The organism is Imhoffiella purpurea, from assembly GCF_000585215.1.
GTDB lineage: Bacteria > Pseudomonadota > Gammaproteobacteria > Chromatiales > Chromatiaceae > Imhoffiella > Imhoffiella purpurea.
Genome location: NZ_AONC01000026.1, coordinates 54,450 through 68,245, shown reverse-complemented (window position 1 = coordinate 68,245; position 13,796 = coordinate 54,450). Strand labels below are relative to the sequence as shown.

The window sequence follows — 13,796 nt, the reverse complement described above, 5'->3', positions numbered from 1 at the left end:
TCGACCTCGGCCAATGCCTGGAGCCGGGATTCGCACTACTACGGTCCCAGGGGGAGCGCATCCGTGCATTCCAGCGGCGGCTGCGCGAACGGTGCCTGCAGCCGTTCGGTGACCGCGACCGGTCCCTATGGCCAGAGCGTCAACCGCAGCACGATCCTGAGCCGCTGATCCGGCAGCCTGTCCCGGTCATGGGGTCGGGAATCGACGCATCGCCTCGTTTTCGGACGGGGTGACCGCGCGTCCGTCCGTCGGTAGGGCGCAATAGCGATAGCGTATTGCGCCGTATGTCAGGTTGCGGTGAGGTGTCGATCACTGGCGTGGCTTGCATGCGGCGCAATACGGCCGCTCCCATGCCTGGTGACGGCGGCTCATGGAAGGCATCGGAGCAGTCCCCATCGAGGGCGGCCTATTGCGCCCTACGATGGGAACACGCGTCCGATGGCCGGTCTGTAGGGCGCAATAGCGGCAGCGTATTGCGCCGTATGACAGTCAACGCATCGCCTCGTCTTGGGACGAGGCGATCGGGCGTCCGTCGGCCAGTTCGAGGACGCGGTCGGAGAGATCGAGGGTTCGGGTATCGTGGGTCACGACCAGGATCGCCGCGCCCTGGTCGGTGGCGATGCGGTGGAACAGCTCCATCACCTGGCGGCCGCGCTGGCTGTCGAGCGCGGAGGTGGGCTCGTCGGCCAGGACGAGTCCGGGGCGGTTGGCCAGCGTGCGGGCGATGGCGACGTTCTCCTCGGCGCTGAGGAAGGGGATGCAGCAGGGTGCTCTTGCCCGATCCGCTCGGTCCCAGGATGCCGATCAGCTCGCCCGGGCGCGCCTCCATGGAGACGCCGTCGAGCGCCCGCATGGCGCGGGCGATGCCGACCAGGCTGGCCAGGGCGTTGACGGTCAGGACCGCGGCGAGCAACGTCCATTGATCGGACGCCAGGATCAGGATGCGGCGCGGGAAGAGCGGGAAGATCTGCTGCGCCAGGAGCGCACCGATCGCGAATCCGCAGGCGCCGATGAAGAGCGCCTGCTGCAGTCTCATGGAGACGATGACGCGGTCGCCGACCGTCGCCGGGCCGGCGCGGCGGTGGATCTGCGGCTGTCCGAGCCGGCACGGGGTGCGTTGGTCCTGGGCGACCGGCTGGCGCTGCGCCGTATCCTCGCGAACCTGGTCGGGAACGCGATCGAATACGGCCGCACGGCCCACCTGGGGCTAGACGTCGGGGACGGCGGGGTCTCGCCGTGGTGCGTCATCTGGTCGAGGCGCACGATGGCGTCATCGCCATCTCGGACGGTTCGGGCGGAGGGGCTCGATGCGCGGTCCGCCTGCCGGTGTTCGAGGCGGACTGAGGACCGATTCGGCGCGGGTCACTCCACATCCAGATATTCGCGCTCGATCGCGGTCTCGAACGCCTGCGTCGCCGTGACCAGCTCCTGATACACCCGTCTCAGGGCGGCGAGCCGGTCGATGTCCTCCGGGCTGGGGGCTGCTTCGCCACTCGAAGAGTGGCCGATCTCGTACAAGACCCGCAGATAATCGGCGCGTGCCCGAGCCGTCATCTCCAGCATCGGGGTGAGGTCCGAGAGCCGCAGTTCCGGCAGGATCGGGTTGATGGTCGCCCGGTTGATATCCCTGATCTTCGAGTCGAGCGCCATCAGCAGGCGCCTGTTCTGAGTCTGAGTGGTCATGCCCGATTGCTCCATTCCGGATTGTCGATTGTTCGCCCTATCAGAATACGTGGGACAGGACATCGTCCTGGCCAGTGGATCACAGCCATCGGCTCCAGGGGCCTGAGTGGGGTCGAGCGACTTGGCGGCAAGATGTTCGACGTAAATATAGATCCCTGGAACGGTGGTCGGAGTCAGATACTTGCTTCGGACATGCGCGTCTCGTCGAGGAAGGGGGCGTCATTCCCTTGAGAAGGCCGAGTCTGCTGGATCGTCCAATAGGATTGGTAACTGTTGCCGCCGGCCCGTTTGGCAGCATACATCGACCAGTCCGCATGCTGGCGCAGCATCTTGGCGGTCAGGGCGTCTTCGGGATAGAGCGAGATCCCGATGCTGGCGCCGATGGCTAACTCCAGTTCTCCGATGTGGAAGGGGGCTGAGAGGGTCGTTACCAGCTTGTCGGCGACCTGGATGGCTCCAACCGCGTCGTGCAGCCGCTCCAGCAGCACCACGAATTCGTCCCCGCCGATGCGGGCAACCGTGTCGCAGACCCTGACGGTCCCCTGGATGCGTCGGGCGACCTCTTTCAGCACCTCGTCCCCGGCGGAGTGGCCATGGAGGTCGTTGACCGGCTTGAAGCGATCCAGATCCACCAGCAGGAGCCCCACGCTCTGCCGATCGCGCTGGGCGGCCGCCAGGGCGTGCTCGATGCGGTCGTCCAGCAGCAGCCGGTTCGCCAGGCCGGTGAGCGGATCGGAGTGGGCGGCCTGGCGCAGCAGACGCTCGCTGTCCCTGAGTCTTCGGTTGGCCTTGGCCAGCTCTTGGGTGCGCTCGGCGATTCGCGTCTCCAATGTGCGCTGGGCCTGGTCCAGCGTGTCGACCATCGCCTGGCGCGCGATCAGCGACTCGGTCTGTGCCACCTCGCGCGCGTGCCGCTCGCTGTGGATACGATCGGCGAGCGCGAAGGAGAGCAGTAGCATCTCCAGTGCCGAGCCGATCTGAAGCGTGTAGGAGGTAAGGGTGTTGGTGGGGACCCAGCCGAAATTGCGCATGGACGCGAGTGCGGCGCCAACCAGCAGGACCGCCCAGGCAATCAGTAGGAAGCGCGCCCCGCTGCGTCCATGACGCAGTCCGATCATACCGGCGGCGATGACGAGCATGCAGCCCGGAAGGCTATTGATGGAGAGGATCTTCGAACTCAGGGGCGTTGGCGTGGATGCGAGAAGCAGATCGTGCACACCGATGTAGATGAGGTTGAAGGCGAAGACGGCGAGGACGATCTGCAGCATGCGATCCAGGCGCGGCATGACACCCCTGGTGTCGAGGAAGCGGCGGGCGAACCAGAGTCCGAAGACTCCGGCGGCGGAGAAGCCGAAGTCCGAGGCGGCACCGTTCCAGGTCTCCCATCCGGTCCAGACATATTGGTTGCCGATGCCGGTGAGGGCGAGCTGTCCGCAGGCCATGCTGGCGACGAAGCACACGTAGATGAGATAGCTGCCCTCGCGCAGCGAGAGATAGAGCAGCAGGTTGTAGAGCAGCAACGCGGCGAGCGCGCCGAAGTAGAGCGCCATGGCCGTGTAGCTGGCCGCCGTCTCGGAGGTGAAGGCCGCGGGTCGCCAGAGTCGCAGCGGGATGGTCAGGCTGCCGACGGAGCGGATCTCGAGATAGAAGGTGGTCGCCCGAGATCCGACCCGGATCGGAATGACGAAGAAGCGGTGGCCGACGGGCCGCTGCTCGAATGGATACGCGTTCCCCGTCAGGACGGGCGGACCCTCGGGGCCGTACAGGTGGATCTGGCCGAGCGAGAAATAGGCGGCTTCGAGCCACCATTCGGTCGCCGATTCCGACGCGGTCGCGACGCTGAAGCGCAGCCAGTAGGTGGAACTCGAATAGCCGAAGTTGATCTCGTCGCCCCGGGGAAGGGGTCTGAACTCGGCGCCGAGGCCGGGGGCCGAGACCTGGGCGAAGGTCAGCTCGCCGGTCGGATCCTCCAGGTACTCGACATGGGATGCCAGCTCGTATCGCTCCTCATCGGGGCTGACTATCAGCGTGGAAGGGTCGGCCAGGATGCGATCGGACGTCAGTCCCAGAAGAAGCCAGAGGATGATCTGAGTCAGGAGGCATCTGTCGAGGCGCGGGCAGGCCGGGGCGAGTGACCATCCCCGGCTGCTCGGCGCTGAGGATTGAGGCATGGCGAGGTTCAGGGGTGGATCTCTCTGGAAATCGTCGGCTGGGTGCCGGAGCGGGCTCGACGGTGCCGGCTGCGTTCGATCGGATGCGACCCGGATTCCAGGCGCGCGCGCCGGACAGACTACCCTGAGGCGGTGTCAGCTGACCAGAACGGATGATCTGTTTCAACGAATCGTGCGATAGGGGGCGACTCATCCCATCCCATGCCAGGAATCGATAGATGGCCGAAAGCGCTTGGAGTCGTCTGAATCCGACATGAACGTGCGCCCTGCGGAGGGCGTCTATCGCTTCATGATTTCCATCAGGGTTGCCGCGATGCGCTTGGCGTCCTCCTCGCTGAGCTGGGGCTGATTCGCTCCGGATTGCAGTCCCAGGCCGGCGAGCATGCCTGCTTCCCGGCGCTTCGCCTCTTCCATGCGTTTCTTGGCCTGCTGAACGGCTGAGACCGGGGATCGTCGTGTCATGCTGCATCTCCTCGAGCCGGGAGGGGCCTGCTCTGTGGTGTCCGTTATAGGGTATTTCGCCGCATTCTGAACGCCTGTCCGTCGAAGGCGGACGCTTGCGTCTGCCGCTGATCGCTTTCGATCCTGTCGTGATAGGCCCCGCAGCAGCGCTCGATCCGGTCGAGCCGCGATTCCAGTGCCTCCATGCGTCGACTCATGCCGTCCTGATCCGGGCCGTTTCCGATGGTTTGAAGAGCGAGTGCCGCGCGTTGGATCACGCTCGCCAGCGATTCGCCTGGAAGCGTGAGTGCCTGGAGTTGAATGATGGTTTCCCGATCGAGTTTGATCGTGCCGATTTTCGAAGACATGGAGAGCCTCGCTTCGCTCGCTGTAGATGCTAACCTAACTCGTCGGCGGGCTCTGTTTTCGCTATGTCCGTCACGTTCCTCGACATTGGTCCTGCTTGAAATGCTCGAGACCTGACTGAATCGGGTTCAGACCTGCTTCACTCTGGGATGCAAGCGGCCTTTCTGCTTCTCACGTTCGCCCGTTTCCCCCGCTTGTCCCTAGAATCGCACCGGTCGTCCGGCGCTGCCCATAATGTCGGATTCGCGCTACCTTGTATGATTCAATGAGACAGCCAGGTCTTGGAATGATGAGCGATTCGCAGACCCCATTCATCGATATCGGCGAACTCAGCGTCGGCATGTACATCTATCTGGAACTCGGCTGGATGGGGCACCCTTTTCCACTCAACAATTTCAAGATCGTCTCCGAGAGTCAGATCGAGACGATTCGTGGTCTGGGGGTGAAACGTCTGCGCTGGTCGCCGGAACGCAGCGATCTGTCCGAGTCCGCCCCGGTCGAGGAGACACCGGTCGAGGCGGCGCCTTCCGGTCAGGTGGCGCGTCAGCGTCTGCTCGATGCACAGCGTCGCGATCTCGCCTTGTGCGAACGGGACTTTTCGGATGCGACCCGCAACTTTCGCGACATTCTCAAGAATCTGAACCTGCACCTCGAGCAGGCTCGGGAGCGCGCCGAGGACATGGTCTGTGGGCTGGTCGGCCGTCTCACCGATCAGGGGGATTCGTTCATCCGACTGCTCTCGGAAGGAGCGGGCGAGAAGGCGTCGCTGCATGCGATCAATGTCACCGTCATTTCGCTCTTGCTGGGCAAGCGGCTCGATCTGGATACGGAGGCGCTGACCCTGCTCGGTCTGGGCGCGCTCCTGCACGACATCGGCAAGATCGAGCTGCCGGAGCGGCTGCGCTGGCGGGACGACGGCTTCAGCGCCGTCGAGCGCCGTCTCTTTCAGGAGCATGTCGCACGGGGTGTCGACCTGGGCAGGCGCATGGGATTGAGCCCCGAGGTGCTGGCGGTCATCGCCCAGCACCACGAGTATGACGATGGCTCCGGCTTTCCCGCCCGCCTGAGCGGCGATCGTCTGACGCTGGCGTCCCGTATCGTGGTGCTGGTCAATCATTACGATCTGATCTGCAATCCATCCAATCCGGTGGCGGCGCTGACGCCGCACAATGCGCTGTCCCTGATGTTCGCCCAGAGCAAGCGGAAATTCGATCAGACCGTGCTCGGCATGTTCATCCGGATGATGGGGGTCTATCCGCCCGGATCGGTCGTCATGCTGACCGACGGTCGTTATGCGCTCGTGGTCTCGGTGAACTCGGATCGGCCTCTGAAGCCCATCGTGCTCATCTACGATCAGAGGGTGCCGCTTCACGATGCCCTGATCGTGGATCTGGAACAGGAGTGCGATCTGGGAATCCGCCAGAGTCTGAAGCCGGTGCAGCTGCCCCGAGCGGTCTTCGACTATCTCTCGCCGCGACAGCGTATGTGCTATTTCTTCGAGCGCGCGCGCGACACCTCCTCATCCTCCATCGAGCGATGACTTCCTCCTCTACCGAAGACCATCGACGGACCGCCTCCGATTCGGATACCTGCCGGTTGGGCTGCGCCCGGTCGTGGCAGTCGCTGATCGATGCGCTGACCGAGGCGGTTTGGATCGTCTCGGAGCGGGATCTGCATCTGGTCGCCGTGAATCGCTCGGCGGAGGCATTGCTGGGAATCGGACGCGATGACCTGATCGGCAGCCCGGTGACCGATCTGGCCGCGGTCCCGGAGGATGTCTTCTTCTGGGAGGATGTGCTCGCCGGGCGCGAGGGGTCTCTGCTTTCCGAGACCTGGCTGCGCCGCGCCGACGATTCGCTGGTCGCGGTTCTGCGCAAGGTCAGTCGGATCCGATGCGGTTGTGGCGCGCCTTTCTATGTCGTGTGCGTCTCCAATCAGGACGAGCGGCGGGCGGTCGAGACGGAACTCGAAAAGCTGGTCGCGGAATTGCGGGCCACGCTCGAATCGACGGCCGATGGCATCCTGGTCACGGATCTCGATGGCGCGATCCGCGGCTTCAATCAGCGTTTCGCCGAGATCTGGGGACTGCCCGAAAACCTTTTGACGGAGCGTCAGGACCAGAGCGTCTATCGCTGGATGGACGAGTCGGTACTGAATCGCGACCATTACATCGCCCGGGTCGAGGAGATCGGCCGCGATCCCTTGCTGGAGGCGACCGACATCCTGTCGCTGCGCAACGGTCAGGTGCTGGAGTGGGTGACCCTGCCGCAGTATGCCCGAGGTCATGCGATCGGCCGCGTCCATTCGTTCCGCAACATCACCCAGCGCCTGTCCGACGAGAAGAGCCTGAAGCTCGCCTCCAGGGTCTTCGAGGCGAGCCTCGACGCCATCTTCGTCACCGATCTGGAATTTCGGATCCTCACCATCAATCCGGCCTGCGAGCGGATGACGTCCGTGTGTTCCGCGGAGGCCGCGGGCGAGCCTCTGTCGCGGTTCCTGCAGCTCGGGCGCGACGAGCTTCCGATCGCCTCGATCCAGCGCGTCCTGAGTCGCGATGGCGTCTGGCAGGGCGAGATCCGGCAGCGCAGGAGCGACGGTCAGGGGGCGCCCTGTCTGGTTTCGCTGGTCAGGGTGCTCGACGCTCAGGGGGCGCCCTTTCATTACGTCGCCTTCGTCAAGGACCTTTCGGAGGCCGTGGAGGCGCGCCGGCGCATCGAGCAGCTCGCCTACACGGACGCCCTGACCGGTCTGCCGAACCGGGTGCGTCTGACCGAGCGTATCGATTTCGCCATTCGGCTGGCCCAGCGCGAGAACGGCTCCTTCGCCATCCTCTTTCTCGACATCGACCGCTTCAAGCACATCAACGATTCGCTCGGTCATCTGTTCGGCGACCAGGTGCTGATCGAGGTGGCGAGACGCATCGAGAGCTGTCTGCGGCATGTGGATACCATCGCCCGGCTCGGTGGCGACGAATTCGTTCTGCTCCTGCACCAGGCCGATAACCATGGCGCCGAGCAGACCGCCCGTCGCCTGTTGAAGGCGATGGAGCCGCCGTTCGATGTCGGCGGCATGAAGTTCTCGCTCACCCTGAGCATCGGTATCGCGCTCTACCCGCAGGACGGGGAGAATCTCGGCGATCTGATCAAGAACGCCGACACCGCCATGTACCATATCAAGGAGCGCGGAAGAGGCGATTTCCGTTTCTACCAGACCCAGATGAACGTGGATCTGCTCGCGCGCATGAAGATCGATCACGCCATGCGCGAGGCACTGGTCGATCAGCGTTTCCGGCTCGTTTATCAGCCGCAGGTCGATCTGCGGACGGGACGCCTGATCGGGGCCGAGGCATTGATCCGCTGGAGCGACGAGGTACTGGGCGAGATGCTTCCGGCACAATTCATCCCCATCGCCGAGGAGACCGGCTTCATCGTCTCGCTCGGGGCCTGGGTGCTGCGCGAGGCGATTCGTCAGGGCGAGATCTGGCAGGCCGAAGGCATCGATATCATGATGTCGGTCAATGTCTCGGCGGTTCAGTTCCATCAGGCCAATTTCGTCGACTCATTGGCTAAATCTCTATCGTCGAGCGGTCTGCCGCCGAATCGGCTCGAACTGGAACTCACCGAATCCATCCTCATCCAGAATGTCGAGGAGACCCAGCTCCGGCTCGATGCGCTGGTCGATCTGGGGGTCCGGCTGGCGATCGACGATTTCGGCACCGGCTATTCGAGTCTCGCCTATCTGAAGCGCTTCCCCATCCACAAGCTCAAGATCGATCGCTCCTTCGTGCAGGACATCCCGGACGACGAGAGCGATGCCGCGATCGCCACGGCGGTCATCAACCTCGCCCGTTCGCTCAACCTGAGGGCGATCGCCGAGGGCGTGGAGAACGAGACCCAGCGTCGGTTCCTGCTCGATGCCGGCTGCGACGAGTACCAGGGCTATCTGTGCTCGCCTCCGGTCGAGCCGGCCGATTTCGTGGTCCTGGTCTCCAAGCTGGGGTTGTCCGAGATCTTCGAGCCTCGGCAGCAGGTCGCGACGCACTGATCCAGGCCCGATCACGCAGGCGGAGATGCCGCTCGAATATCCGACTTGGCGGATCGGGTAACGACCCCACCATCATGCGGAGACTCTGATGAGGAGATCCGCATGACCTTCGTCTTCGACAACAGCTACGCACGCCTTCCGGAGCGTTTCTATGCTCGGCTGCCGCCCAGCCCGGTCGTTCGCCCTTCCTTGATCCGGCTGAATCGTCCCTTGGCGCGCGAACTGGGGTTGGATCCGGATGCGCTGAGCGGGCCGGATGGCGTCGCGGTGCTTGCCGGCAACCGGGTACCGGAAGGCGCCGATCCGCTGGCCATGGCCTATGCGGGGCATCAGTTCGGAAACTTCGTGCCGCAGCTCGGCGACGGCCGGGCGATTCTGCTCGGCGAGATCCTCGACCGCTCCGGAGCGCGTTTCGACCTCCAGCTCAAGGGGGCCGGGCGCACCCCCTTTTCACGTGCCGGAGATGGCCGGGCCTGGCTCGGTCCCGTGCTGCGCGAATATCTGATCAGCGAGGCGATGCATGCCCTGGGGATTCCGACGACCCGGGCGCTGGCCGCGGTGGCCACGGGCGAGCAGGTCTATCGCGAGGGACCGCTCCCGGGGGCCGTACTGGCCCGCGTGGCCCGCAGCCATGTCCGCATCGGGACCTTCGAGTATTTCTCCGCCCGCGAGGATACCGATGGACTGAGACAGCTCGCCGACTATGTGATCGATCGGCATTATCCCGAGACGCGCGCGTCGGACCGCATGTATCTGGCCCTGTTGAATGCCGTGATCGAGCGTCAGGCCGATCTGGTGGCGCGCTGGCTCGGGGTCGGATTCATCCATGGGGTCATGAATACCGACAACCTCTCGATCGCGGGAGAGACCATCGACTATGGCCCCTGCGCCTTCATGGACGAATACCATCCGGGCACCGTCTACAGCTCGATCGATCATGCTGGGCGCTACGCCTACGGCAATCAGCCGCGCATCGCCCAGTGGAATCTCGCCCGTCTGGCCCAGACCCTGCTGCCCCTGCTCGACGAGGATCCAGACCGGGCCTTGGCGCTCGCCCAGGAGGCGATCGACGGTTTTCCCGGACGTTTCGAACGCGCCTATCTGCAGGTCTTCCGGGCCAAGCTCGGTCTGCTCGAATCGCGCGATGGCGATGGGGCGCTCATCACGGCCCTGCTCGAAGGGATGGCCAAGGTCGGCGCCGATTTCACCAATCGCTTCCGGGTCCTGACCCAGGTGATCGAGACCGGCGAGTCGATGCCTGGACTGGAGCCGCACGAGACGGATCCGTTCGCCGATTGGGTGGTGCGTTGGCGGGCGCGGCTCGCCCAGGAGGACGCGGATCCGGATGAGCGTCTGACGCGGATGCGGCGCGCGAATCCGGTGGTGATCCCACGCAATCACCGGGTCGAGGACGCCCTGGAGGCGGCCGTCGAAGGGGATCTGGACCCCTTCGAGCAGCTATTGGCGGTGCTGACGAACCCCTGGCAGGAGGGGGGCGAGACCCACGCCTATACCAGCCCTCCCAAGCCGCACGAGGTCGTCCGCCAGACCTTCTGCGGGACCTGACGGACGACCACGGAGCGATTCGGTGGGGCCAAGAGATCCTGGCCCCATGAGCGTACTGGGGACTCCATGATCGAGCCGAGAGTGCCTCGATCTCGGCTCAGCACCCAGGCGTATAGCGCAGATCCAGCGTATAGGGATGCTCGCCGGCCGGTTCCTCGGGCGGCGGGTCGATCTCGCCCGGGGTGTGTCCCATGAGTCTGAAGCGCGAGATGCGCCGTCCCTCGGCCTCGTAGGCGTTGACCGGGAAGGTGTCGTAGCTGCGACCGCCCGGGTGGGCGACGTAGTAGGTGCAGCCGCCCAGGCTTCTGCGGTTCCAGAGATCCACGATCTCGAAGGTCAGCGGGTTGTGGCTCGGGATCGTCGGGTGCAGGCCGGAGGGCGGGCTCCAGGCCTTGAAGCGGATGCCGGCGACGAATTCGGCCTTGCGTCCGGTCGGGCGCAGTGGGACGCGCCGGCCGTTGCAGACCAGGATGTGACGGTCGCCGACCATGCCCTTGACCTTGACCTGCATGCGTTCGACCGAGCTGTCGACGAAGCGGGCCGTGCCCTGGGCCGTGACCTCCTCGCCCAGGACGTGCCAGGGCTCGATGGCGGTGCGTAGCTCCATGTCGATGCCGTTCTCGGTGACCAAGTTGCCGTAGTGCGGGAAGCGGAACTCGAAGAAGGGATCGAACCACTGGCTGTCGATCGGATAGCCCGCGCGCTGCATGTCGCAGATGACGTCCTCGAAGTCCTGGCGGACGAAGTGCGGCAGCAGGAAGCGGTCGTGCAGCTCGGTGCCCCAGCGGATGGGCTTGCGCCGGTAGGACGCCTTCCAGAAGCGCGCGACCAGGGTGCGCAGCAGCAGCATCTGGGCCAGGCTCATGCGCGGATGGGGCGGCATCTCGAAGCCGCGGAACTCGACCAGACCCTGGCGTCCCGAGGCGCTGTCCGGCGAGTAGAGCTTGTCGATGCAGAACTCGGTGCGGTGGGTGTTGCCGGTGACGTCGGTCAGCAGGTTGCGCAGGATACGGTCGACGACCCAGGGCTGGGGCACCTCGCCCGGCGGCATCTGCTGGAAGGCGATGTCGAGCTCGTAGAGCCGGTCGTCGCGTGCCTCGTCGACCCTCGGGGCCTGGCTGGTGGGGCCGATGAAGAGACCGGAGAAGAGATAGGACAGGCTCGGGTGGTGCTGCCAGTAGGCGAGCAGGCTCTGGACCAGGTCGGGCTTGCGCAGCAGCGGGCTGTCGGCCGGGCTGGGGCCGCCGAGGGTGACGTGGTTGCCGCCGCCGGTGCCGGTGTGGCGGCCGTCGAGCATGAACTTCTCGGTGCCGAGCCGGGCGAGACGCGCCTCCTCGTAGAGGATATGGGTGTCTCGCACCGTCTGGTCCCAGCTCTCGGAGGGGTGGATGTTGACCTCGATGACGCCCGGATCGGGGGTGACCGCGAGCTTCTGCAGGCGCGGGTCGCGCGGCGGCTCGTAGCCCTCGATGATGATGGGCATGCCGAGCTCGGCGGCCGTGTCCTCGATGCACAGGGCCAGATCCAGCCAGTGCTCCAGGTGGGTCAGCGGCGGCAGGAAGCAATAGAGACGTCCCTCGCGCGGCTCGATGCAAAGCGCGGTGCGGATCAGGTCCGGGTGCAGGTCGGCGCGCAGCGCGACCTGGGGCCGGACCGACTGGTGGACCTCGTCGGCCGGGGTCAGACGGCCGTAGCGGGCGGCCAGGTCGCGCGGCTGCACGCCCTGCTCGCGGATGGTCTGGGGCGTCTGGGAGGGCTCGACCAGACGGCTGTAGCGGCGCGCGACCTCGTCGTAGGGCGAGCGCAGCGGATCGACCGGCTCGAAGGGATTGCGCTCGGGGAACTGGTCGAGCTCCGAATCGGGCACGTAGGGCAGGGCGTCCAGGGGTAGACGGAATCCCATCGGCGAGTCGCCCGGGATCAGGAAGAGATTGCCGTCGCGGAAGGTCCAGCGGCCGCTCTTCCAGCCGCCGTCCGTTCCGAATCCCCACCAGCGCAGCGGCAGCACATAGCCCGCGACCTTGTTGAGCCCTTCGTCGAAGAGACGGGCGATGCGTTTGCGCTCGTTGGAGTCCTTGAGCTTGTTGTCGAGCGGGTCGACGTTGGCCGGCAGCCTGGCCTCCTTCCACATGTAGTACCAGACGTCCTCGTGGGCCTTGGAGGCATGCTCGGGATCGACGCCCAGATGGCGGGCGAGGGTGCGGATGAAAGTCTCGGCTTCGGCCGGGCCGTGGCCGTAGCTGGTGCTCTCCTGGCCGAACAGGGCGGGATCGCGCCAGACCGGCTGGCCGTCCTTGCGCCAGTAGCAGGACAGTGCCCAGCGCGGGAGCTGCTCGCCCGGATACCATTTGCCCTGGCCGAGGTGCAGCAGACCGCCGGGGGCGAAGCGGTTCTTGAGCCGCATCAGCAGGTCCTCGGCCAGGACCTTCTTGGTCGGGCCGAGCGCGGCGGTGTTCCACTCGTCGCCGTCCATGTCGTCGATCGAGACGAAGGTCGGCTCGCCGCCCATGGTCAGGCGCACGTCGTTCGCCTGCAGCTCGGCGTCGACCTGGTGTCCGAGCGCCTCGATCGCCTGCCACTGCTCGGTGGTGTAGGGCTTGGTGACCCGAGGATCCTCGTGGATGCGCTCGATGCGGTTGTGGAAGTAGAACTCGACCTCGCAGGTGTCGGTCGCGCCGGTGATGGGGGCGGCGCTGCGCGGGGAGGGGGTGCAGGCGAGCGGGATGTGGCCCTCGCCGGCGAAGAGACCCGAGGTGGGGTCGAGCCCGATCCAGCCAGCGCCGGGCACGTAGACCTCGGCCCAGGCGTGCAGGTCGGTGAAGTCGCGCTCGGGACCCGAGGGGCCGTCGAGCGATTTGACGTCGGCGGTGAGCTGGACCAGGTAGCCCGAGACGAAGCGTGCCGCGAGCCCCAGATGCCTGAGGATCTGAACCAGCAGCCAGCCGCTGTCGCGGCAGGAGCCGCGACGGGTCTTGAGCGTGTGTTCGCAGCTCTGGACGCCGGGCTCCATGCGGATGACGTAGCCGATGTCCTGCTGCAGCCGCTGGTTCAGGTCGACCAGGAAATAGACGGTTTCGCGCTTGGACCGATCGACGCCGGCCAGCCATTCCTTGAGCAGCGGGCCGTCGTCCGTGATCTCGAGATAGGGGGCCAGCTCCTTGCGCAGTTCGGGCGGGTACTCGAAGGGATAGTGGTAGGCGTACTCCTCGAGGAAGAAGTCGAAGGGATTGATGGTGACCATCTCCGCGATCACGTCGACTTCGATCGAGAGTTTGCGGGTCTTCTCGGGGAAGACCAGCCGGGCCAGGTAGTTGCCGAAGGCGTCCTGCTGCCAGTTGATGAAATGACCTTCGGGTTCGATCTTGAGCGCGTAGGAGCGGATCGGCGTGCGGCAGTGCGGTGCCGGGCGCAGCCGGACGACGTGCGGCGCGAGGCCGACCGTGCGATCGAAGCGGTATTCGGTCTTGTGGTTCAGGGCAACCAGAATCGACATCGGGATGAACTTCCAGAGATAGAGGAGAACGG

The 13,796-nt window shown here is 65.3% G+C and carries 10 protein-coding genes; 4 read left to right on the top strand and 6 right to left on the bottom strand.

The features are described 5' to 3' along the window. Positions 1-406: 406 nt before the first annotated feature. Positions 407-829, bottom strand: a complete 423-nt coding sequence (locus tag D779_RS22630) for an ATP-binding cassette domain-containing protein (protein ID WP_232424136.1) — start codon at positions 827-829, stop codon at positions 407-409. On the opposite strand from D779_RS22630, the gene D779_RS22835 reads away from it, so the two are divergent. Next, positions 725-1,432, top strand: a complete 708-nt coding sequence (locus tag D779_RS22835) for a histidine kinase (protein WP_232424137.1) — start codon at positions 725-727, stop codon at positions 1,430-1,432. The genes D779_RS22630 and D779_RS22835 overlap by 105 nt on opposite strands. Here the strand turns inward: D779_RS22835 and D779_RS09055 are convergent. The 4 genes from D779_RS09055 to D779_RS09045 all read right to left on the bottom strand — a co-directional run bounded on the left by D779_RS09055 (position 1,363) and on the right by D779_RS09045 (position 4,663). Further along, a complete protein-coding gene (locus D779_RS09055) occupies positions 1,363-1,683 on the bottom strand; it encodes a hypothetical protein (RefSeq protein WP_043752896.1) in 321 nt (106 codons plus the stop codon). The two genes, D779_RS22835 and D779_RS09055, sit on opposite strands and share 70 nt — an antisense overlap. Positions 1,684-1,856: 173 nt before the next feature. Next, complete coding sequence (locus D779_RS09050) at positions 1,857-3,854, bottom strand: diguanylate cyclase (protein ID WP_052347996.1); 1,998 nt, start codon at positions 3,852-3,854, stop codon at positions 1,857-1,859. A 279-nt stretch (positions 3,855-4,133) separates the two neighbouring features. Then, positions 4,134-4,316: a hypothetical protein gene (locus tag D779_RS22185; RefSeq protein WP_157726360.1), complete on the bottom strand. Its 183-nt coding sequence runs from the start codon at positions 4,314-4,316 to the stop codon at positions 4,134-4,136. 44 nt (positions 4,317-4,360) lie between these two features. Further along, entirely contained in the window at positions 4,361-4,663 is a 303-nt protein-coding gene (locus D779_RS09045; protein ID WP_043752859.1) for a hypothetical protein, read from the bottom strand. 284 nt (positions 4,664-4,947) lie between these two features. Between D779_RS09045 and D779_RS09040 the strand changes: the two genes are divergently transcribed. The 3 genes from D779_RS09040 (at position 4,948) to D779_RS09030 (ending at position 10,271) form a co-directional block, all read left to right on the top strand. After that, a complete protein-coding gene (locus D779_RS09040; RefSeq protein ID WP_232424135.1) occupies positions 4,948-6,201 on the top strand; it encodes an HD-GYP domain-containing protein in 1,254 nt (417 codons plus the stop codon). After that, a complete protein-coding gene (locus D779_RS09035; protein WP_043752855.1) occupies positions 6,198-8,705 on the top strand; it encodes a sensor domain-containing protein in 2,508 nt (835 codons plus the stop codon). The genes D779_RS09040 and D779_RS09035 overlap by 4 nt, the downstream gene beginning before the upstream one ends. A 102-nt stretch (positions 8,706-8,807) precedes the next feature. Continuing rightward, entirely contained in the window at positions 8,808-10,271 is a 1,464-nt protein-coding gene (locus tag D779_RS09030; RefSeq protein WP_043752853.1) for a protein adenylyltransferase SelO, read from the top strand. Between the two features lie 97 nt (positions 10,272-10,368). On the opposite strand, the gene D779_RS09025 is transcribed toward D779_RS09030, so the two are convergent. Continuing rightward, entirely contained in the window at positions 10,369-13,764 is a 3,396-nt protein-coding gene (locus D779_RS09025) for a transglutaminase family protein (protein WP_043752850.1), read from the bottom strand. Positions 13,765-13,796 lie beyond the last annotated feature (32 nt).